Annotated in this window: 15 protein-coding genes, 1 tRNA gene and 2 pseudogenes; 5 read left to right on the top strand and 13 right to left on the bottom strand. The window is 53.8% G+C overall.

Features of this window, described 5'->3' with window-relative positions:
- Positions 1-154 (bottom strand): annotated as a pseudogene (locus C7H09_RS20115) (IS5/IS1182 family transposase); the annotation flags it as partial.
- Positions 155-467: 313 nt separating this feature from the next.
- On the opposite strand from C7H09_RS20115, the gene C7H09_RS19700 reads away from it, so the two are divergent.
- Positions 468-815 carry a hypothetical protein gene (locus C7H09_RS19700; RefSeq protein ID WP_133166200.1) on the top strand — a complete coding sequence of 116 codons (348 nt, stop codon included), beginning with the start codon at positions 468-470 and terminating at the stop codon, positions 813-815.
- Between the two features lie 303 nt (positions 816-1,118).
- On the opposite strand, the gene C7H09_RS03255 is transcribed toward C7H09_RS19700, so the two are convergent.
- From C7H09_RS03255 to C7H09_RS03245, 3 genes are read right to left on the bottom strand one after another with little or no spacing between them, the layout of a single operon-like run.
- Positions 1,119-1,412: a hypothetical protein gene (locus C7H09_RS03255; RefSeq protein ID WP_106761204.1), complete on the bottom strand. Its 294-nt coding sequence runs from the start codon at positions 1,410-1,412 to the stop codon at positions 1,119-1,121.
- Positions 1,402-2,610 (bottom strand): Arm DNA-binding domain-containing protein, encoded by a 1,209-nt coding sequence (locus C7H09_RS03250; RefSeq protein WP_106761203.1) that lies wholly within the window; start codon positions 2,608-2,610, stop codon positions 1,402-1,404. Before C7H09_RS03250 ends, C7H09_RS03255 begins: the two co-directional genes overlap by 11 nt.
- Positions 2,603-2,842, bottom strand: coding sequence for a hypothetical protein (locus C7H09_RS03245; RefSeq protein WP_058091260.1), 240 nt, complete (start codon positions 2,840-2,842; stop codon positions 2,603-2,605). Before C7H09_RS03245 ends, C7H09_RS03250 begins: the two co-directional genes overlap by 8 nt.
- Before the next feature lie 113 nt (positions 2,843-2,955).
- On the opposite strand from C7H09_RS03245, the gene C7H09_RS03240 reads away from it, so the two are divergent.
- On the top strand, positions 2,956-3,231 hold the full coding sequence (locus C7H09_RS03240; protein WP_338064015.1) for a helix-turn-helix domain-containing protein: 276 nt from the start codon (positions 2,956-2,958) through the stop codon (positions 3,229-3,231).
- Positions 3,232-3,365: 134 nt separating this feature from the next.
- Here C7H09_RS03240 and C7H09_RS03235 read toward each other — a convergent pair whose 3' ends face one another.
- The 9 genes from C7H09_RS03235 to C7H09_RS03195 all read right to left on the bottom strand — a co-directional run bounded on the left by C7H09_RS03235 (position 3,366) and on the right by C7H09_RS03195 (position 19,224).
- On the bottom strand, positions 3,366-6,479 hold the full coding sequence (locus tag C7H09_RS03235; protein ID WP_106761201.1) for a type III restriction-modification system endonuclease: 3,114 nt from the start codon (positions 6,477-6,479) through the stop codon (positions 3,366-3,368).
- A gap of 72 nt (positions 6,480-6,551) precedes the next feature.
- Entirely contained in the window at positions 6,552-7,604 is a 1,053-nt protein-coding gene (locus tag C7H09_RS03230) for a virulence RhuM family protein (protein WP_106761200.1), read from the bottom strand.
- Positions 7,601-9,481: a site-specific DNA-methyltransferase gene (locus C7H09_RS03225; RefSeq protein WP_106761199.1), complete on the bottom strand. Its 1,881-nt coding sequence runs from the start codon at positions 9,479-9,481 to the stop codon at positions 7,601-7,603. Before C7H09_RS03225 ends, C7H09_RS03230 begins: the two co-directional genes overlap by 4 nt.
- Positions 9,482-9,551: 70 nt before the next feature.
- A complete protein-coding gene (locus tag C7H09_RS03220; RefSeq protein ID WP_106761198.1) occupies positions 9,552-12,251 on the bottom strand; it encodes an ATP-binding domain-containing protein in 2,700 nt (899 codons plus the stop codon).
- On the bottom strand, positions 12,235-13,035 hold the full coding sequence (locus tag C7H09_RS03215) for a DUF4391 domain-containing protein (protein ID WP_106761197.1): 801 nt from the start codon (positions 13,033-13,035) through the stop codon (positions 12,235-12,237). Before C7H09_RS03215 ends, C7H09_RS03220 begins: the two co-directional genes overlap by 17 nt.
- A 5-nt stretch (positions 13,036-13,040) precedes the next feature.
- Complete coding sequence (locus tag C7H09_RS03210) at positions 13,041-14,873, bottom strand: GmrSD restriction endonuclease domain-containing protein (protein ID WP_106761196.1); 1,833 nt, start codon at positions 14,871-14,873, stop codon at positions 13,041-13,043.
- Between the two features lie 39 nt (positions 14,874-14,912).
- Positions 14,913-18,179 carry a helicase-related protein gene (locus C7H09_RS03205; RefSeq protein WP_106761206.1) on the bottom strand — a complete coding sequence of 1,089 codons (3,267 nt, stop codon included), beginning with the start codon at positions 18,177-18,179 and terminating at the stop codon, positions 14,913-14,915.
- A 332-nt stretch (positions 18,180-18,511) separates the two neighbouring features.
- Positions 18,512-18,588: transfer RNA gene (locus C7H09_RS03200), tRNA-Arg, on the bottom strand.
- 90 nt (positions 18,589-18,678) lie between these two features.
- Positions 18,679-19,224, bottom strand: a complete 546-nt coding sequence (locus C7H09_RS03195) for a YaeQ family protein (RefSeq protein WP_106761195.1) — start codon at positions 19,222-19,224, stop codon at positions 18,679-18,681.
- Between the two features lie 70 nt (positions 19,225-19,294).
- On the opposite strand from C7H09_RS03195, the gene C7H09_RS03190 reads away from it, so the two are divergent.
- The 3 genes and pseudogenes from C7H09_RS03190 to C7H09_RS20110 form a co-directional block, all read left to right on the top strand.
- The gene (locus tag C7H09_RS03190; RefSeq protein WP_106761194.1) at positions 19,295-19,660 is read left to right on the top strand and encodes a CidA/LrgA family protein; all 366 of its coding nucleotides are present in this window, start codon (positions 19,295-19,297) and stop codon (positions 19,658-19,660) included.
- Positions 19,653-20,366, top strand: a complete 714-nt coding sequence (locus C7H09_RS03185) for an LrgB family protein (RefSeq protein WP_106761193.1) — start codon at positions 19,653-19,655, stop codon at positions 20,364-20,366. The genes C7H09_RS03190 and C7H09_RS03185 overlap by 8 nt, the downstream gene beginning before the upstream one ends.
- Positions 20,367-20,514: 148 nt before the next feature.
- Positions 20,515-20,668: pseudogene (locus C7H09_RS20110) on the top strand (IS5/IS1182 family transposase); the annotation flags it as partial.

The following is a 20,668-nucleotide window of genomic DNA, read 5'->3' as shown; positions in this document are numbered from 1 at the left end:
TGCCTTCGTAGCGGGCGTAAAACGCACTCAAATCCAGCTCCTCGACAACATCACTGACAAAATAGGCCAGGTGGCCATCAGGCAGCCACTCGTTCAGGCTTGGGGGAAGGAGCAATTCCTGGTCGGGCGAGTACGGGCGGAAAGTGGTTCCCATCAGACGTCCTCTTGCCGAAAAAATTTCGGTCTATTATGCCAGAAACGGGCTTCTGCCGCGCAGACTCCTAGCTAACACAGAATTGTATAAGGCCTTTACGCTGATCTTTCGGGCACCGGAATTGCCGACCTACATCAGCCCTCCCCAATCGAAATCAGCGTTTCAGGAGTGTATGCAGCTCTTCAAATGGCTGTCTGACTGGATGGCCGAAGATCCGGAGTCTGGGCGACGAGCGCTTATTGCCGCAGCCGAGAGCGTGCAGCGGAGTAAGGCTCCGCTCCGGCCCCTGGGAAGGTCACGGCAGATTGCCTTTATGGCTCTGATGAAGAAGTTTCGCCTCGGAGCAAGGGCTACTATTACGCTGACGGTCAAAGAAGAGAACAGAAAAGCAGCTTTAAAGTTCTGGGGACAGAGCTTGGGTGTTGCGCAAAATGCCATCATTATCCGGCCGGCCGAGGACATAAGAATCCCTAAGCATGGCAATGTCAGCTTTGATTGGAAAGCCCCCCACAAGCTTGGCAAATATCTTTGGCCCACCATTCGGTTTGTGGTGTTCACCGGGTGTGTGCTGTACGACGCAGTGCCTGAGAGTTTCCGAGACGGGAGCTTTGATGCTGACACGCTGGATGATGAAAGTGAGAAGGGCGCCGTCCCTGGCTAAGATGTTCACGCTATTGAGTGTTGGAGGAAAGATCTAACGACTCCACGATCAGGCGGCCTCCCGAAGGAAATCTCAGCAGCTTCAGGCTGGCGGTCACTCGGTTGCCTAATACCGGTACGCCAGTCTGAACCGCCTGAGCCTGCGCGAGATAAGCCATCACCTGTCGTCCGCGACAGTGCAGGGTTAGTTGATAAATGGTTTTCTGAGTGCGAGCTGATTGGAAGGGATGCACTCCAAGAACCGTAAACTGATCTCTCCAAAACGCTAGGTGAAGGCCTGCTGGTTCAATCGCTGGGTTGGCCATTAGTATGTCCTCCATTCATGCTCCAGCTCCTGGAGCCGGTTGATCAGCATTGGAAGAGAGTCACGGCCCGCTTCCAGATTCTGCTTAACCAGTTCGCAGTAGACCCAGGTTTCCATCGCCTCCTGGTTGGTGCGTTCTCCTCCCAGGCCAAGGATGGCCACCAGATGACAGCCCTCTTGCAGGATGCCCATGGCCACACACAGGCTGCTAGCCAGATTACGAACGGTGCGCCGTTCGGCAGGTATCAGACGGTTCAACGGTATGGCCGCCAATAGCATCAGTTCAGACCTCATCGCTTGCTGCCTCCTCTTCCGGTGTTACCTTGGCCTCGAACTCATTGATCAACAGCCGCTCAAACGCAGAACCATCCCGACGGGTCAGGTTCGGCACATACCGGCTATAAACCCGGAACAGCATTTCGGTCGTAGTGTGCCCCATCTGGCGGGCAATCCACTCCGGGTTCTCGCCAGCCGCCAGCCACAACGTGGCGGCAGTGTGGCGAGTCTGGTACGGCCGGCGCTTTCGCAGGCCCAGATGGCTGAGTAGGGGATACCACACGCGCTTTGTGACGTTGTTGTGTTCAAGTGGATTGCCTGCCCCATTGCAGAACACAAAGGTGTTGTTGCCGGTGGCCTTGCGCTGGTCCTTCAGGGCGTCGTAGACCAGTTGAGGCATTTCAATGTGCCGGTAGCTGCCGTCGGTTTTGGTCTGCTCGATCTCCCCATTCACCAGTGCCTGGCGAACCAGAATCTGCCGGCGTTGAAAGTCGACGCAATCCCACTGCAGCCCGTCGATCTCACCGGTCCGAAGACCGGTAAAGAAGCGAACGGTGTAGTAGTTCCTGAAATCTGCCCGAACAGTGGCGAGAATCAGCCGAACCTCCTCCAGTGAAAACGGCTCCACATCGGACCGGGGCACCTTCAGTGATTTGATCCCCTGATAGGGTGAGGTAAACTCAAACCGGTTGGCTGCCTCTCCCAGAATCATGCGCAATGGCGTCATGATGCGGTTGATACGGCTGGCGGAAAGTGGCTTTTTGCTCCGGGTCTGAACTTTGGCGAGGGACGCCCGGAACGAAAGAATTTCCTGCCTGGTGATGTGGCCAACCTCCTTCTCCCCGAACTTCGGGATCAGGTAATTCTTCAGAGTGCCTTCGATGGTGGTGATGTGCGACTTTCGCCACTGCACCCGCATCTCATCCATCCAGGTTTCACAAAACTCACTGAACAACGGCGTGTCGTGAGCTTCGCGAGAACGCCGGAGCTCTGCTTGCCTCGTGAACTCCTGGGCTTTGGGGCTGTTTGGGAAATATTTGTGGTACTCGAAAGTGCCCAGTGTGATTTCCGCTTCGATTCGTTTGAGAATCGCCTGGAGTTTTTTCCGGTTTGCGGGCGTGTTATCAAGAGCGGTCTGCTCTCGGCAGCGCTTACCTCGAAAATGGAAATCGAAAAACAGCTTCTGTGTTGCTTCGCGTACTCGAATGCTAGCCATGCATACGTCCTCCGTTGGCCATAGGAATAGAAAGTGAGTGGTGGCCGGAGTGCAGCGCCATATCTCGCTGGATGGGCTCCCACATGTAAAGAATTTTCCGGCCGCCAAACGGCCGAATGTAATGAACGCCTTCGAGGAGCACGGAGTCTTTCAGGCGCTCGCGAATCGTCCGGGCTTCATAGCGAATCCGTTCTGCAAGCTCTTCGGTGGTCAGGTATTCGGTAGTGTTCATATGTTTCTCCTAGGCTTTCTTTGTAGCGTACAAGCTACATATTAAGCCTATTTTCGACGCTGTCAACATTCTTTTGTAGGTTTTAATCATCATTGGATGCGAGCTGGCGTCTTATGAGGTATCATCGCTACACACATAAAGGCCCGCCGACCATGATCAGATTTCGTCTAAAAGAACTAATCGCAGAGAAGGGATTTCAAGAAAATCGAAGGGTTACGCTGGATGAGGTTTCGAAGGAGACTGGGATCCACAGGACGACGCTATCCAAAATTGCGAACCAGCGTGGCTATAACACCACGACTGAGATTTTGGACAAGCTTTGCATTTACTTCGGTGTAGAACTGCAGGATGTGGCGCAGTTTGTGGAGGATCCGGAATGTGGAAGTTGATTTGTAATTAACCAGGCAGAATCTTTTCTGCACTTAGGCTTTTATTGGTTGTTCTCGATTTTATGCCCAGAACCAGAGACCGCCAGCCTCACGGATGAAGCTGGCGGTGAGGCGGCAAACACCATCTATGGCCTCTATGGCTGTGCAGCGGCTGCCTTGCCTACCACGTCCATTAGCTTGGCGTAGTCTGTGACCACGTCGTACTTCACCTTGTCATCTGTGACTTGCTGGCTGATCTCGTCGAAGAACTTTCGAGCGCAGTCGATCTTCTTCTGCTCAATCTCTCGCAGCTTCATGGATGACATGGTGCCCTTGGTTTCTGCTACGAAGTAGATGTGCTTCACGCTGCCGGTACGGAAGGAGATAGCCCAGTCCGGATTGTAGTCGCCTACCGGTGTAGGGATCAAGAAACCCCGTGGTAGTTTGGCGTAGACGACCACCTCACTGCTGGTATCCAGTTCCTGGACAAAGCGGCGCTCAACATCAGAATCAGTGATTGCGTAGTCGTAGACGTGGTTCTTCAGCTTGTCCGTGGCCCGGGAGAAATCCTGTCCAGTCTGATTGGCGGTGAATATATCGACCTCGTAACGCTCATCGACTTCGTCGTAAGCCAAGCGTTCAATCACCATTGCTGCTTTTTGTTCTGTGATCAGTCGTGAGGCTTCGGCAATAAAGTGCTCGGGGTTCTGACGGAACTGGTTGAACACGGCCGTCTGGACGCCCTGCAGAATTTTGGCGGCGGTTCCGCGGGTCAGGTGGGCATTTTCTGACACCTTGCCCAATAGATCATACCGGACCCTTGAGTGGATGGAGTCGCCGTACTCAGTCGCCGTTTCCTCAACCTTGAAGCCGTCGCCCCGCCGTAATTGGTCGTCAGTCAGCGCGTCTTGCTGAATGCCCTTCTGCACGGTGTACTGCAGGGGCGTTACGCGCAGCTCTTTGTCCAGCGCCGCGATGCACTTGCGCACCAGTTCATCGGAGTCAAAGTCAACGCGATACACCGCCTTGCGGTTGATGCGCTGCCAAAGCGCCTGGAATTCCTTCTTATCAAAGTTCGCATTGAGCGGGTTGGTCTTCGGTTTGCGGCCATCCTCGATCTTTGGCAGCTGGCCTTCACTGAACACGGTGTCGATCAAGGCAAAGATCTGGTCACCGAATGGCTTCAGATCGTCGGGTAACTCCGCCAGGGCGCCTTGTGCCTTCGCATTATGGTAAGTATCGACAACCTGGTCTGTATCGTCGGTATAGTCGTTCTTCACCAGGTAGCGGTATATCTGCTTGGCCATGGCGGGAGTGACTTCTACAGTGCCTTGCTCGGTGGCCATTAGTTTGCCCGTGAAATAGGCTTCAGTTGCCTGGCGCGGCCTGGCACTCAGGTTTTCACTGATTTCCTGCTGCAGCCCGGTAACAAAATCTTTGTAGCTTTCGCTGGCAATCACCGTCAGTACGTTGATGTCATGAACCACAGCTGGGTGGTCCATTCGGTCGCCGTGCTTATCGACGGACAATCGCAGGCCACGCCCCACCTCCTGGCGCCGGGATATCATGTTGTCGCTGTGCTTGAGCATGCACATGATGAACACATTTGGGTTGTCCCAGCCTTCACGCAGCGCCGAGTGGGAGAAGATAAACCTGGTCGGTTCCTGGAAGGAGAGAAGGCGCTCTTTGTCTTTCAGGATCAGGTCATAGGCGTCCACATCATCAGAATCAACGGCCCGCTTCCCCACTGCAGGATCTTTCAGGCGATTGGTTTTCTTATCAATGGCGAAGTAGCCATTGTGCGTACTGGCAGGGTCAATGCCGTCCAGATACTGGCGGTAGGCCTGATTGTCTATGGCCAGTTCAGATAGGTATTCATTCTTAAGCAGCTGATATTCTTCCTCAAAGATGCGGGCGTACTCACCATTCTCATCTTCCTGGTTGTAGTCGCGATACTTGGCCACCTCGTCGATAAAAAACAACGAAAGTACCTTGATGCCCTGTGCGAACAGCTGCTTTTCCCGTTCCAGGTGCGCTTTGATGGTCTCGCGGATCTGGATACGTCGGATATCGCCTTCGGAAACGTCACCGCTGGCTTCTCCAGCCGTGAGCACCAGCCCATTGGTAAACTCCACGGTGTCAGTAGTGGCGTCAATCTGGCTGATGGTGAAGCCGTCCCGGTATTGATCCAGTTCACCAGATTCCGCAAACAGATCATCTTTGAACCGAAGACGCCTGAGCTGGCGCTTGATCTCGCCGGATTTGAGCTTCACTTCCAGCTCTATGCGAGCCACCGGCGCATGCTTAGAGATATCGATGCCTTCCAGATACAGGTAGGCATTGGTGCCGGCCAGACCGCGTGTCTGGATACCGCGCACAGCGATCTTTTTGACCAGTTTCTGGTTGTAGGCGTCCAGGGCATCCAGGCGGTGAATGCGGTTGTGCTGGGTGCGGTGGGTAGCCGAGTATCGGAGAATAGCCAACGGCTTAAACTGAGGTAGAGCCTCCATGGTGGCTTTACCTTCCATCTTCTGTGGCTCGTCCAGAATCAGAATTGGCCGGTTTGCAGCAATCACATCGATGGGTTTGCGAGACTGAAAGTCATCGAGCTCGTCATAGATACGCCTGTTGTCGGCACCCCGGGCGTTAAAGGCCTGGATGTTCATAATCATTACATTGATGCCGGCGTCGGAAGAAAAACTTTCCAGCTCATGCAGCCGCTTGGAGTTGTAGATGAAGAACCGCGCCTTTTTACCGTAGCTTTCGGTGAAATGCTCAGCAGTAATCTGTAGCGACTTATACACGCCTTCTCGGATGGCTATGGAGGGCACCATGATGATGAACTTGCTCCAGCCATAGCGCTTGTTCATCTCAAAGATGGTTTTGATGTAGCAGTAGGTCTTGCCGGTGCCAGTCTCCATCTCCACGTCCAGGTGGATGCGTGTGGCGGCCAGGGCATCCTTTTTGTAGGCGGCCTTAGCCGGTACATGGTTGTTATTGGAGTCGTAAGTGGAGAAGTCCGTCAGTGACGATGACGCCGGAAGATTTTGTCGGCGCTGAACGGCCCGGATGTTCTCCAGCACCTGCGCCTCGCTGAGTGCCAGGTCGGCATTCTTGAAGCCTTCCGCATCAAAGGCGCCAGTCTGAGCCTGCTGGCCGGGATCGATGCGGTAGGCCAGGCCGTCTCGCATGGGTTGACCAGCAAAGCAGTCCACTACGGCTTCAACCGCGTTCGTTTGGTAAGCCTGGGTTTTGAACTTCAGCTTCATGGCATTCTCTTTCTGTATTCTTTCTGCAAGGCTTTCTGCACGCTGTTGTGCAGAAAGAACCAGGGTTGGCGATCAACGCTGTGGGTCTTTGCCACCCTTTCTTTCGGGTGACTTCAACTGCTTCAGCTTCTTTTCGGCCTCGATGAAATGCATTTCAGCTTCCGAGGGCTGTTGCAGCTGTTGCTCGCGGAATTTCTCGAATTCCTGATGCGCCTTGTTCACCGCTTGCTGGTTACTGATGCTACCTGCATTAGTCAGCAACTCGCGCCCAGTCATCGTCAGGAATTGATCAAGCCGTTGCTGCCAGTCAGCCATCGTCATGGGCTGGCGGTTGAGCGCCTGCACCTCAGCGAGTTCCAGGTAGGCGTTGACGATGCGGTTCAGGATATTAAGCTCGTCTTCATTTAGGTAGTTCTTTGCAACCTCAATATCACGCTTTAGCAGATTCTTGCCCGGGAAGTTGGTGACACCCATGTTGGGTGCGCTGGCGTCTGCTCGCTGGAAAATCAGCTCAGACGCCGTATGCCCATGAGCAGCCCAATGCATCTTGTTCTGCACCTGCTTGAAGAATAGCTGGGTTTGCTCCGCCTTGGGGTCATAATCTGTGCTGGTGGCGTAGATATCCAGCACCTTGCGCCAGAACACCTTTTCAGAGCTTCGGATATCGCGGATGCGCGCCAACAGCTCTTCAAAATAGCGGTCGCTCTGCGGCTCCTTGAGTCGTTCATCATCCAATACAAAACCTTTGATGATGAATTCCTTGAGGCGCTCGGTGGCCCAGATTCGGAAGCGGGTGGCGATGGCGCTTTTCACCCGGTAACCCACCGCAATGATCATGTCCAGATTGTAGAAATCCCGCTGGCGACGAACCTCGCGGCTACCTTCCAGTTGAACTGACAAGAATTTCTTGTGAGTTGCCTCCCTCTCCAGTTCACCTTCTGCGTAGACGTTCTGGATGTGGCCGCTGATGTTCTGCTGGGTAGTCTGGAACAGCTCGGCCAGCTGGTTCTGGGTCAGCCACAGGGTTTCATCCTGCAAGCGCACCTCAAGCCGCAACCGGCCTTCGGCGGCCTCATACAGCAGGATGTCCCCTGTGCTACCAGGCTGTTCACTGCCTTGGCTCATAGCGCACGAACCTCGGTGCTGGGCGACAGCTGGCGGAAGATCTGCTCGACGTTGATTTTCACCGCATCGGAGACAAAGCCGTTGTCGCGGAACACCACGCGCAGCGGCTCGTGTTTGGCCAGCTCTTTGACTAGCTCCTCCGTAATGCCAGTGTCAAAGCAGGCGACGAGGGCATTGTCATCTACAAAGAACACGGTTTTTCCTTGCAGGGTTTCGCGGCGAATCGGCAAAGTGAGATCCACACCCCAGTCAACCAGCACCTGGAACAGCAAGTCTTCTGGAGTCCGGTCAGGTTTGACGTTGTCCACCGCTTCGAGTAGGTCACCTTGGGAGAGTTCATCGGGGCGGTAGTATATGTCTTTCATGTTTGAGGTATCGACCTTGAGAACTCGGAAGCCAATGTCGCGGTTCCAGTCTGGGTGACTCTCGGTTTCTAGGATCTTTTTGCCAGCGCGGCGAATGCGTTCTTTGGAAATTTCGGCTATGTTCTGGTACCCAGCCTTCCACGCGGTCGAATTTTCCTCAGTGGCCTCAGGGAGCTGCACTGAGATAACTTTTCGGTTGCCGCCATCATCAGCATTGAGTTGCATTGCTGCGTGAGCCGTGGTTGCGGATCCCGCAAAAAAATCGAGGATTATCGAGTCGGCTTCTGTCGCTAGGTGCAACACCCGCTTCAACAAACGAACCGGTTTCGGTGTTTCGAAAACGGTCGCTTCCGGAAATAGTTGGTTAACTTCCTTTTTGCCTTCTTGGTTATGCCCAACTTCACTATATTTCCAAATTGTCTGGCAAGCTGTTCCTTGCTTAACCTCTGAAAGGAACCGTTTTACTGCAGGCACATTATTACCGTCATTTCCGAACCAAATCCGGTTGTCTGCAACCATTTTTTCGAAAACTTCCTTCGTATATACCCAGCAACGACCATTCGGCAGTGTGTGCGTCTTACCATTGGGGGCGGTTATTTCGTAAAACTGACTTTTTGTTCCGTGGCCTGCTTGGGCTGTTGCATTTTCTGGCTTCCAAACCCCGCGAGGATCATTGTCCGGATTCTTATAGCGAGCATTCATGTCAGCCGAACGCTCCAATAACCTTGGATACCAATTAAGCTTGTCTTTGGCGTAAACCAATATGAAGTCGTGTGACTCAGAAAACCATTTTACCGCGTTCTGGGGGCTATACCGTTTCTCCCAAATAATCGTATTCACAAAATTCTGGCTGCCAAAAACTTCGTCGCATAGGCGCTTCAAGTTTGCCTGTTCATTATCATCGATACTAATGAAGATGACTCCATCCTCACTTAGCAAGTTGCGCGCAAGTTGAAGTCGAGAATGCATCATGCTCAACCAGTCTGAATGGAATCGACCATTGCTAGTCGTGTTAGCGACTAGTCGATTACCCGAGCTATCCTTTTGGTTAGATCGCTGTAAAAACTCATCAGAGCTCTCTGAAAAATCATCAGCGTAAACAAAATCCCGTCCTGTATTGTACGGTGGGTCGATGTAGATCAGCTTGACCCTGCCCAAATAGTTCTCTTGCAAGAGTTTGAGTGCTTCTAAGTTGTCGCCTTCGATGAAAAGATTTTTTGTTATGTCGAAGTTCAGGCTCTCACCACGCACAGGGCGCAAGGTTTTGGCGATGGGAGCGTTAGAAGTCATCAAAGCTTCTTGCTTTCCCGGCCAATCCAACCGATACCGCTCCTGTGGCCCCTCCACAATCGAATCGCTCAGCTCCTGTCGCAACAGATCAAAATCCACTGCCAAACGCAGCTTGCCAGTGGCTTCGTCCCGCGCCTCAGTTACACAGCTCGGGAATAAATCTCGAATCTTGGCGATGTTGTCTTGGCTCAGGTCGGGGCTGTGCATTTTCAGTTTTTCCATCTCTTGTTCCTAGAGGTGTCGATGCTCAAAAATATTGATCGTTCGATCACTCAAGCTTTTGTTGGAGTGATCAATCGCGTTGGCACCAGTTTTGGCCAAATTGATCGCGAAGGCTCTCTATGGTTGCCGGCAGCGTGCTTTTGCAGGTCAAACCCAGATAAGTAGCTGCTCGTGTTGTACCCACATAAAGGTATTTGTCAAACAGAGTTGGCTGCAGTTCAGCCAGTTGATCAACGCCGACAAAGAATACGGCCTCGAATTCCAGGCCTTTGATGTGCTGGATGTCAAAAACACGAACATTGCTTTCCTGGCCGACAGCTTGGCCTTCGCGACAAGCCGTGACCTGAATATTATGATCAGCCAGCCTGGCGTTGAGCGCTTCGGCCATAGGCGCAACGTCCTCTTCGGCATTAACGAAAATGGCTATGGATGGTAACTGCCCAACGAAGCGTTCGATCTCTCGTATTCTGTCAGCGAGCCAATCGACCACTGTGGTGATATCAGCGGCATATTCCAGTAAAGCTGGCGTAACTCCGATGCTGTCCATATGCTCCGGTAAGCTGGTGTTTTGCTCATGGCCGCTGACAGTGCTGATTATGGAGCGGGCCAGCTCGTTTAGCTGCTTGCTCTGGCGGTAAGAAACCGAAACTTCTTTGACATCGAAGTTATCAAGGGCCCACTTCAGTTCATCTGTGGAGCGAGACCCCCAGGTGGTCAAACGTTGATTGAAGTCGCCACATGCAAAGAATGAACGTAGCCTAGGGTGGGCGAGCGCGGCCATGCATGCAAGCTGGATAGGTGAGAAGTCAGTCGCCTCATCCACTAACACTTGATTTCGGTAATGACCCAGAAAGGGACGTAAAGATGACCAAGCGGGGCTTTCGATATCGCGTAGTATGCTGGGCCGGCTAAGCAGATCACCTGCTGCGCGTAAGATAGCTAGCAGAACAATATCGAGTTCTAGCGGATGAATCTCGCGGGCTTCGAACCCCTCACTCTGATACCAGGTTCCTGACTCCTGGCATTCACGCCTGAATGCCCGGTAGCGCTTGGGAATGCCGTCAATATAACGTTTGACCGGGTTCAAGAACCGGCGGAGGCTGGTTTGTATTAGCAGCTTCGCCCCTACTTCGGCGCGATCTGCATCATTCAAGCCGCGGTCAGCCAACCATTCAATAATTCTGCCGTTACGAGATGTCTTGCTGATACTGCGCTTTGATGCCGCGGCACGGGCTTGAGCCCTTACTGCTTGCATATAGGCATTTACGGCAGCGCCACGACCTGTCCGGAGAGGGGTAGCGTCTTCATCTTCGTCAGCGTCGAAGTCATCTTGTTCGTCGTTGTCGATCCCCTGGACTTGCTGTAGGCCATCGATGAAGCGGGCCAGTTCATCCAGGAAACTCCGATCTCTATTGAGTTGAAGGTTGAGTGCGGCCCGAATCTTACTGTCGGATTCTTCTTTTAGGCGGGCAACAAGCGTTTGTACCTTCGGAAGCTGGGCTGCTAGCGATGTGAATCGGCTTGCGAGTGCGTTGTCAGCAGCGTGAGCCAAGATGTTTGCCAGCTCTTCCCCCAAGTTCTTAACGTCTGGCGCCTTTGCCTGCTGAAGTGTTCTGGCCGCTTGGTGGAGCTCCTGAGCATAATTCTTACGCTGCCACTTGTTGAATTCATCGAACAACTGCGTCGGACTATTCAGCGCGTCTTTGTTCAGGCTGTTCAGGTCGTCCTTCAAAATGAAGAGACCATTGCCATTTGCCGTTCTGAGAACACCGAATGCATTTCTGGCCAATTCGCGCCGGAAATCGTGCCACGTCCTTATGCGCAGATCAGAAGCGGGAACACTCTCGCGCGCAAACGCCTCTTTGAGGTACTGCTTGAGCAGTTCAGTGGGGGTGAACATTAGCCAGCTGTTGGCGTGTGCGATGTTCTGCTCTGCACTTGCTGGCTCGACCAATCGTTGTTCGCGTTCATCCAAAAAGCTCTGGTCGAGCTTTTGGCCCAAGCGGCGAATTAGTGTCGTCGTCTTGCCCGTCCCTGGCGGGCCAAGAATCAGCAGGCGTTGATCTAGGGGCAGGCGGAATATTTCGTCTTGATATTGGTCGAGTATTGGTTGGTCCCGCAGTCCCATCTTGGTAATTACGCTGCGACGAACGCCTTCGATGATATTGTCTTTGATGCTCTCTTCAGCCAGAAGCTGACCTAGAAGATCTTCAGTAATTTCTTCTCCGTCGGTTTCAATCAAGAGCGCGCGCAGGGATTCGACGGTCAGGGGCCCAAAGTGTTCAACCTCCAACACGGTATCGCGGGAGTCCCAGCCATTTTCTAGCGCGGAAGGCTGTAGCCTGGCCTTTTCCAAGACTTCTACGATTGTTCCATTGGGCAGTTTGAACTCGCTACCTATGCCCAGAGATGCCAGGCGCCCGACCGGAGCTAGGTAGCTTGCGAGGTTGGGGATGCCGGAAACAGGTGTGGTTCGGCAGATATAGTAAGTGTGCTCTTTCCCATCTTCGTCAACAACGACAACACGAGCGATCGCTGGTTCGGTTGATAGCCGCTGATAGCTTTCTCTGTTGGACTGACTGATCTGATCGAGTTTTTGGATGGCCGAGCTGGAGGTCATCGTGTTGACGTTCGCCAGGGTGTCCGAGCCCAAGGCTTCCCCATCTTGCAGCTTGCTTTTGGCCGCTGTGGCGACCTTTTCAAATTGGGCTAGAGCTTCAGTTGCAACCTGCTCCAAGTAGTCTCGAGAATTGTCATTCAGTCCGTTCATGGTGATCCCTCAGCCTTTGTAGTTTTTCTTTTGCATCGCGAAGCTCGGCATTGATGGCTACGCGTTTGTTAAACTGTTTCTCGCGGCCTAGCCGCGCCTTGATCCTATCGACCTGCTTCTGCTGCACCGCAATTGCTTCTGTCATTGCTATGCGCTGCTCGAGCGATAGCGGTGCTTCCTGACCTGCATTTGCTGGCATATTGTAGGAAGTTGCAGTGCTGTTGCTAGCGTTTAACGCGCGTTCCTGTGCGTCTGACGACGTGCTGGTCAGCTTACTCTGCACCAGTGGGCTGAGCAGCTTATCGTAGAGTCCGGCCATATCCAGGGCAACTGGAAGCGGCTGGCGGATGCTACTTTCCGGTAGCCAACTGGTCTCGAAGTAATTGCCTACTACCCAGCGGCCAGGGTCGGTTTCACCCTTCTGGTTTTGTGCCGGCCGTTTGTAAGCAGCTACCATTTTGATGCGATCACCGTGCACCAACTCGAAAATCAAGGGGGAAGGAATCGCACGATCTATGGTCCTCAGCACGTCCTGATCCAGGTCGGAACCCTTGAGGGTGACGCGAAATACCTGAATTTCTGTCACTGCTGGCGTAGCTGGCAGGTTGACGGTTTCGGGTGCAAGTTTGTACTGCCACGCGATTTGGGCCACCTGGTCTGTGAAATGATCGCGCACCCGACGCCCCTGAGTGCAAGAGGACAGAATCCGATTTTTTGGCACGACTCGGCCAAGCCAGGCGCGCTGGGGATACTCGATCAGTGCTGGATGGTCCTGCACGGTCATGCAGTCTATTGCTCCTGAAAATCGCTGGCGTATTCTTCTTGCTCGTACGCTTGGTTGACCTTCTTGCCCATGGCGCTTTCAATCAGTCCGGCCAGACGTCGCCGTCGATCTTCGATGAACCGATAGAAATCATTGGCACGAAGCAATTCGGGTGCGATGGCATGGCTGGTGAGCAAGGCATCCATCTCCTCATCGCTTAGGCCCACTTGCTTTTCCTGCTGAATTCTCGGGAGATATTCAGAAGGGGCATCACCGCCGATTTTCCTGTTAGCTTTGTAGGAGATGGGGGTCTTGTTGAGAATGCTGTCGTATTCTTCCCGGGCAATGCCCGTACTTTCACACCAGTTACGCGGAAATATGTGATGGATGTCTAGGGCGATCTCGCTGGCGTCCAGCTCCCGAATGCTGGCCTTCCAGAACCAGTCTTTGGAGCCTTCTCGAAGCACGAGAATATTGATGCCCTTATAGGCAGCGCTTAGGCGAGAGCGCAGGGTGTCAAAGCGATCTGGCTGGAAGCTTGCGTCACGAACTGTTCGTGGCAGAGCTTCATCATCTTCGAACCAGCGCAGAAGCTCTTCGTAGTCGTTGGCCATGCGAGTTTCTACGGCTCCGCCGTATAACTCACCTAGTACGCCACACCAGTACCAACGAGCCAGCTTGTCGTAGATTCGTGGCTCGAGCCAGCGATCTCCCAAACGGGCCAGCACCGCTGCTAGCGGAACCAGCTGGGTGCTGTAAGGCAATTCTTTGCGGCTATAGAAGCACTCTTTGCGCAGAAAGCGCCCGACCAGTTTGAACCCCGCCTCCAGATCGTCTGCCCATTGTTGCCATGCAGACAGGGGAAGTTGCAGCACGTCCGCACGTTTGGCGCTGACAGGTCGCACTTGTTTGCCAGTCTTGCCAGCGGCTATGTCTGCGAGCCGTTGCTCAAAGGTATGGAGCAGGCTGATGGCCTGGAGAAACTCAGTCGCCTCAGTGCCTTTCAGCAAGTCATCCTGCTCAATCCTGGCTCTACGCGATTCAACATTGCGCACCTTGGAGCCGAACCAGTCATCGCGTAAGTTGTAGCCGTCTGCAGCATAACTGGCCGTTATGAGCTCGAAAACGGACAGCTGAACCCCGCCAGTGTTAACTTTCTCAAACACTAGGCAGACGGCTTCTTTGCTGGTCTCTTTCTTGAGGAGAATTACCGGGAGCTGGTAGCTCCGAAATGGTGCAAGTATCTGGCTACGGAAAGTCATGTAGGTACCGAAATGCTCTGGCGCAACCTGGTGCAGGGTGGCTTCCCAGTCGTCGGATCCCATGATCTGGTTACAGGGAAAGTAAAGTTGCTGGCATTCGAGCTCTTGGCTGGATAGGTCCAGCACGACGTCGCGGCCAAAATTGCTGCGTAACTGTTTATTTTCATCCACAGCGATCACGGCCTCTTCCAAGGCATGGGGCATTTCCACAGCCTTACGGATGTCAAAGTAATAGTGGCGCTTGATCTTTTTGCCCTTTGCTGTAGTGGTTCTTACCGGAGCATCCAGGGCCAGGGCCTGGGTGAGTGTGGTTAGCCGTTGTTGGCCATCGAGGATGAGTTTCTCTGGTTTCTGGTCTTTTGGGATCTGCTTTTCAAGGCCTTCCACCGGTCGTGTCTCAAAGCGCACCTCGCCACCAGCTTCTAGCAACATGACGGCACCAATCGGGAAAGAGCGGGCAATGCTGACTAGCAGATCGCGGATGTGGTCGTCATCCCACACCCATCCGCGTTGGAAATCCGGGAGTTGAATTTTGCCTTCGCGAATCTCTCGTAGTAGGTCATTCAGCGAAGCCTTGGTGCTATCGAAGGTCGTCATGTCGGCTCTCCATAAAATTGTGTAATCGGCGCTTGGTTGTTATTTGCTCTGTACTACCACAAATGACAGCAGCTCGAAGTCATCTAATCCTGCGATGTTGGTGGTAAGAGCGCTGGTGCGCGATCCTGTGAAAAGGCTGTCCAGATCCTTTTCGTCTTGAACTCGGATCATGCTGCGAATGGCTTGGCTAAGTAAGTCGGAGTATGCCTGCATAGTGCGCCCGTCATGGGTACGCTCGTTGAATTGCTGGCAGAGATCGCGAAGAGGCTCATTCTTTCCCTTGCAGCTACTGCGAACGAGGTCGAGCAGGCGTTTGACCTCGGTGTGGTCGGCTATTATGTCGCCGCCTTCACCAATATAAATCAAGTAGTAGGGATGCAACCGGTTCTGTTGATTAATGTTGATACTGTCGTGAATGTTCTTCAGCGCAAAGATTGCACCCGGATGCAGGCCTAGGTGAGGTTGTGCAGGAACGACGGCGTGCATGCCGAAGGGCACGTTATCCAGTTCGCCGTTCTCTTTCACATAGTTCAGCAGATCCATGCGGAAATCGTTCAGGCCCAGGTCGGTGATTGAAATGCCGGCTTTCACGTCTTCTAGCTCAATGACTTCATCTTGTAGACGTTTCAGCTGTTCCTTTCGGTAAGCAATGTCGCTGGACTTGGCAGTGAGCACGTTGTCATCGCCAGTCGCAGTGACGTCGGCAATAACCATGCGGTTCTCAACACGTTCTTTGAGGTTGATGTATTCGTCCAGGGTGATGTCGGGCCAGTAGTTGACGAGCTGGATCTGTTGATTAATTGAGCCAATCCGGTCAATCCGTCCAAACCGCTGGATGATGCGTACCGGGTTCCAGTGGATGTCATAGTTGACCAAAAAATCACAGTCTTGAAGGTTCTGGCCTTCGGATATGCAGTCAGTGCCGATAAGTATGTCCAGCTCGCCAGGCTCGTTCGGCAGTGCTATGGCCTTTTCTTTGGAGCGCGGCGAGAACAGAGTAAGCAGGCTTTGGAAATCGTAGGTTTTACGCAGGGTCGATTTTGGTGCGTCGGAGCCGGTGACCTTACCTACATGCAGGCCGAGCTTCATGGCCATAGGCGCCAGGTTGTCATACAGGTAGTTGGCGGTGTCCGCGAAAGCGGTGAAAATTAGCACTTTTCGGTTGTCGGGGTTTAGCGGTCGCTCGATCTTGTCATTGATCAGCTTGAGGAGGTGTTGCAGCTTGCAGTCATCTGCGGGCGCTACCAGGCGCATGGAGTTTAAAAGGCTGTTGATTAGCTCCAGGTCCGAAGCCAGGTCATGGCGCCATGAAGGCAGATCCATATCCGCCAAGTTGATTTGAACTTTCTTGCCGACAGTAAATTCGTCCAGGCCACCCAGTTCATCGTCATCGGCGTCGAAGGCGCTGATGTCATCGAGATAATCGCCAATCTGCCCGGCCTGACCGCTGGACTCGAATGCATCGATTGCTTCCAGGGTGCGAGCGATATTGGCTCTCAGGGAAGCTAGTGTCAGCCGGAAAGCTGCAACCGAGCTTTCCAAGCGCTTGAGCAGGTTTGTGGTCATCAATGCCTGCAAGCTGCGCTCCCGGTCGGCCTGTCGAAGTTTGCCTCGCCCGCCTTCTGTCTCGGTATCGTAGAGGTCTTCATACTTGCGCAGCCGGCTTGGCAGAATGTAGCCAATCGGTGCATAGACTGAGAGTTTGAGCACTGATAGCTGGCTGAAAATCTCATTGAGGTCCGCAACATCTGGTCGTTCGGTGATTGGGCAGTGGAACGAGAGCGGCTTGCGCCGTTCCGGGAAGTGGCCAATGTCTGTGGTGTCGTAGAACGTCTGTATGTGCTTACGTGAGCGGGCAATGGTTACCGAGTCCAGAAGCTCGAAGAAGTCGAAATCCAGCGCGCGTAGGATGGACGCGGCTGTGCGCTCTTCCGGAGGAAGGCTGGACCAATCGTTGAAGGCCTTCTGTGCCCGCCGGAAGATCTCTTCCACGCTAGTGCTGGTTTTTAAGTGCTTGCCCAATGCGTCGGACTGGCCTTCATAGGCAAGAGCCAGCTGGTTGCGCAAATCGGTGAAGCGGTTGTTCACTGGGGTTGCAGATAGCATTAGCACTTTGGTCTTCACGCCGGAGCGGATGACCTTGTTCATCAGCTTTTGGTAACGAGTCTCACGGTCTTTGTAGACGTCGTTGTTTCGGAAATTGTGAGATTCGTCGATCACCACGAGGTCATAGTTACCCCAGTTAACCCTGTTCAGTGGAATGCCGAATGACTCGCCGGCGGTGCGAGACAGGTCTGTGTGGCAGAGCACGTCGTAGTTGAAGCGGTCTTTGGCAAATATGTTTGTGGTGAGGTTGCTGTTGTAGTTGCGCCAGTTATCGGCCAGCTTCTTGGGACATAACACCAGTACCGATTTATTGCGTAGTTCGTAATATTTGACGACCGCGAGGGCGGTAAAGGTTTTACCTAAACCGACACTGTCCGCCAGGATGCAGCCGTTATAAGTTTCCAGCTTGTTGATGATGCCGGTGGCGGCATCCTTTTGGTAGTTGAACAGTTTGTTCCACACCAAAGTATCCCTGTAGCCCGTCAGATCATTGGGCAGCACATCTTCGTCTACGTCCTCCAGGAAGTCCTTGAAGATGTTGTAGAGCATGATGAAGTAGATCCGTTCCGGCGAATTTTCCTGATAGACGGACTCGATATGGTCACAGATAGCGCTGGTGACGTCCTCTACCTTGCCAGGGTCATTCCAGATCTGGTCAAACAGTTGTAGATACATTTGTGCATGGGGCTGCTCATCCATGCGCGTTACGAAGTTAGATACCGCATTGCCTTGCTGGTAACCAAGATCGACCGCGGTAAAGCCATTGATTGGCATGTAAGCCGTAGCGCCCTCGCTGCCGGCCACATGCATGAAGGGCTGCATGGGCGCCTTGGTTTTGTTGGAGCGGAACTGGGCTTTGTGGCGAATCCACTGAGCGCACTCCCGGGCCACGGCTCTTTGGGTGAGCTTATTACGTAGCTGGATCTCGAATTCGGTGCCGTACAGGCCGCTCTCGCGCTGCGCTTTGGGGATAAAGAACTCCCTGCGCTCCTTTTTGAGCCGGTCTGTGACTTCGTTGGGCACGAACGTGGGGGCTGTAAACACGAACTGGACACTCTCAACCTTGGCTAACTCAGCCTTGAGAGCTTCAAATGCGTAGATGGAGAAACAGGAAGCCGCAATTTTCAGGCGCGTGCCGGGCTCAATAGTTTCCTTGAGATCATCACCCAGCAGGCGATTGATATTGTCGATCATCTCCAAAATCTGCCCTCCCGTGGGCATGCCAGCCTGGCTTACAATTCAATGTGGTGGCGCAGAGGACTCACATAGTTATCGTGGCTGAATTAGGCTGGTGAGTTGTATCGCCTCGTTGCTGACGCATATGTATATGTAGCTTGCAGTTTATGTGTGTGACTGGGGTAGGGCAAGGAGGCAGGAATGCTGTGCCTAAACTCTGTTTTCAGGAAACAGGGCAAAGGTCAGGAAAAAGATTGGAAGCTAATTTGTGAAAAAATGGCGGGCACCGTCAGGGCACCATTTGGGCACAAGCCAAAAAAAAGGACCTGCGTTTTCACGCAAGTCCTTGATATTCATGGCGCGCCCGAGAGGATTCGAACCTCTGACCTCTGCCTCCGGAGGGCAGCGCTCTATCCAGCTGAGCTACGGGCGCATTCGAAACAGCGTTTGCACGTCAATTTCGAGTGCGCAATCTTACGTGTGCCGGTGGCGTCTGTCCAGCCCTTGTTGGCATTGGATTGCGTCAGATTGCGGGCAGCCGCTGCCGGGGCGTCAGGGTGACCAGGTTTTCGGCGTTGCTGATGGTCACTTCGCCGTCCTGAATGCTGATTTGCAGGCTCATGGAGCGCTCGGCCAGTGCGGCCAGGGCGCTAGTGCCTTCGGCGGGCAGGTCGAATACGGTCAGATTATCGAAGCGTTCCAGTTTGTGCTGGTGTTTTTCCCACCATACCGGCACGCCACGGCCGCCGTAAGTATACAGAATCACCTGATGTGAGCGGTTGCAGGCTTTACGCAGCCGGTCTTCGTCGGGCAGGCCCAGGTCAATCCAGAGTTCGATCTCGTCGGTCAGGGACTTTTGCCACAGCTCCGGTTCGTCGTCGGTGCTCAGGCCTTTGGTAAACTCCAGGGTGTCGCTGGCGTTCAGCGCGAAGGCCAACAGGCGTATCATCAGGCGTTCATCGGTCTCTGACGGGTGGCGTGCCACGGTCAGGTGGTGGTCGGCATAATACTGCCTGTCCATATCGGCAATATGGAGCGTGGCTTTGAAGATGGTGGCTTTCAGTGCCATTGAGCGTCCTGTGGTTTTGGTGGGCAGGGCATTAGTGTAAAGCAATTTCAGCGAGGCGGTGCATAGCGGCATGGTGTTGTTGCGGGGTTTTCTTGTTCTGGTGATGTTCTTCCTGCTGGGCGAAGCGCTGCGGGTGCTGGCGGATTTGCCAGTCAGTGGCGGGGTGCTGGGGATGGTGATGGTCACCTTTACCCTGATGCTGCGTGGCCGGGTGAGTGATGAGCTGGCAGAAGCCAGCCGTGGCCTGATTTCAGTGCTGGTGTTGTTGATTGCGCCCGGGGTGGTGGGCGTATTCTTTATCGTTGAGCAGTTCTACGGCCAATGGACAACGGTCATTGTCGCCCTGATTGCCGGCACACTGCTGAGTGTGCTGACCACGTTGTGGTTGATGAAGAAAGTCTCGGAAAGCGCTGCAGGGGATGGCCGCCATGAATAATGCCTTTGCCGAATTGCTCACGGTCTGGACGGCTGGCCCCATGCTGTCAATCGGCCTCACGCTGGCCGCGTTCCTGATGGCGACCTGGCTATTTGCCCGCTTTCATCGCCCGTTGTGGATGCCTCCGGTATTGATTGCTGCGTTGTTGCTGGCCGCCGTGGTGGCCCTCAGCGGGATCGGTTTTGAAGAGTACGAGCAGGGCGCCCGCTGGCTGACGGTTTTGCTGGGCCCGGCCACCGTGGCGCTCGGGGTGCCACTGTATCAGCAAATGCACCATATTCGTGCACTGTGGAAGCCCATCCTGGTGACTCTGCCGCTGGCGGCCACCTTGGCGGCGGTCTATGCCCTGGGTATTGCCTGGTTGATGGACGCATCGCCGCTGGTGCTGTCCTCGCTGGCTCCGAAGTCGGTAACCGCGCCTATTGCCATGGGCGTTGCCGAACAGCTGGGGGGCTCGGTGTCGCTCACCCTGGGTGGGTTGCTGATTACCGGTGTACTGGCTTCGGTGTTTGTAGACTGGGGTGTCCGCTGGCTGAAAATAGAAGACGACCGGATTATCGGTTTTGCCCTGGGCCTGAATGGCCATGCCATAGGCACCGCCCGGGCCTTTGAAATCAGCCCCACGGCCGGGGCCTTTTCGTCTCTTGGGATGGGGTTGACGGGTGTGTTTACGGCGCTCTTTTTGCCCTTTGCCTTTCCGTTCTGAGGCTGCTGCTTTTTGGGTCATTCACCATACGAATAGGTTCATGTTGCAATTTCGATTGCCGTAAGGGTTTTCCGAGACTAGGAGTCTGCGCGGCAGAAGCTCGTTTCTGGCATAATAAACCGAAAATTTTTCGGCAACAGGACGTCTGATGGGAACCACTTTCCGCCCGTACTCGCCCGACCAGGAATTGCTCCTTCCCCCAAGCCTGAACGAGTGGCTGCCTGATGGCCACCTGGCCTATTTTGTCAGTGATGTTGTCGAGGAGCTGGATTTGAGTGCGTTTTACGCCCGCTACGAAGGCA

Source organism: Marinobacter fuscus (assembly GCF_003007675.1).
Lineage (GTDB): Bacteria > Pseudomonadota > Gammaproteobacteria > Pseudomonadales > Oleiphilaceae > Marinobacter > Marinobacter fuscus.
The sequence above is the reverse complement of the archived record's forward strand: the minus strand, read 5'-3'. Positions and strand labels throughout refer to the sequence as shown.

Bases quoted from the DNA above. Each gene is read 5' to 3' on its own strand.
- C7H09_RS03215 (WP_106761197.1), bottom strand. From the start codon at position 13,035: ATGACCGTGCAGGACCATCCAGCACTGATCGAGTATCCCCAGCGCGCC.
- C7H09_RS03235 (WP_106761201.1), bottom strand. From the start codon at position 6,479: ATGAAGCTGAAGTTCAAAACCCAGGCTTACCAAACGAACGCGGTTGAA.
- C7H09_RS03255 (WP_106761204.1), bottom strand. From the start codon at position 1,412: ATGAGGTCTGAACTGATGCTATTGGCGGCCATACCGTTGAACCGTCTG.
- C7H09_RS19700 (WP_133166200.1), top strand. From the start codon at position 468: ATGGCTCTGATGAAGAAGTTTCGCCTCGGAGCAAGGGCTACTATTACG.
- C7H09_RS03220 (WP_106761198.1), bottom strand. From the start codon at position 12,251: ATGAACGGACTGAATGACAATTCTCGAGACTACTTGGAGCAGGTTGCA.
- C7H09_RS03185 (WP_106761193.1), top strand. From the start codon at position 19,653: ATGAATAATGCCTTTGCCGAATTGCTCACGGTCTGGACGGCTGGCCCC.
- C7H09_RS03230 (WP_106761200.1), bottom strand. From the start codon at position 7,604: ATGAGCCAAGGCAGTGAACAGCCTGGTAGCACAGGGGACATCCTGCTG.
- C7H09_RS03240 (WP_338064015.1), top strand. From the start codon at position 2,956: ATGAGGTATCATCGCTACACACATAAAGGCCCGCCGACCATGATCAGA.
- C7H09_RS03245 (WP_058091260.1), bottom strand. From the start codon at position 2,842: ATGAACACTACCGAATACCTGACCACCGAAGAGCTTGCAGAACGGATT.
- C7H09_RS03250 (WP_106761203.1), bottom strand. From the start codon at position 2,610: ATGGCTAGCATTCGAGTACGCGAAGCAACACAGAAGCTGTTTTTCGAT.
- C7H09_RS03195 (WP_106761195.1), bottom strand. From the start codon at position 19,224: ATGGCACTGAAAGCCACCATCTTCAAAGCCACGCTCCATATTGCCGAT.
- C7H09_RS03210 (WP_106761196.1), bottom strand. From the start codon at position 14,873: ATGACGACCTTCGATAGCACCAAGGCTTCGCTGAATGACCTACTACGA.
- C7H09_RS03190 (WP_106761194.1), top strand. From the start codon at position 19,295: ATGGTGTTGTTGCGGGGTTTTCTTGTTCTGGTGATGTTCTTCCTGCTG.
- C7H09_RS03225 (WP_106761199.1), bottom strand. From the start codon at position 9,481: ATGGAAAAACTGAAAATGCACAGCCCCGACCTGAGCCAAGACAACATC.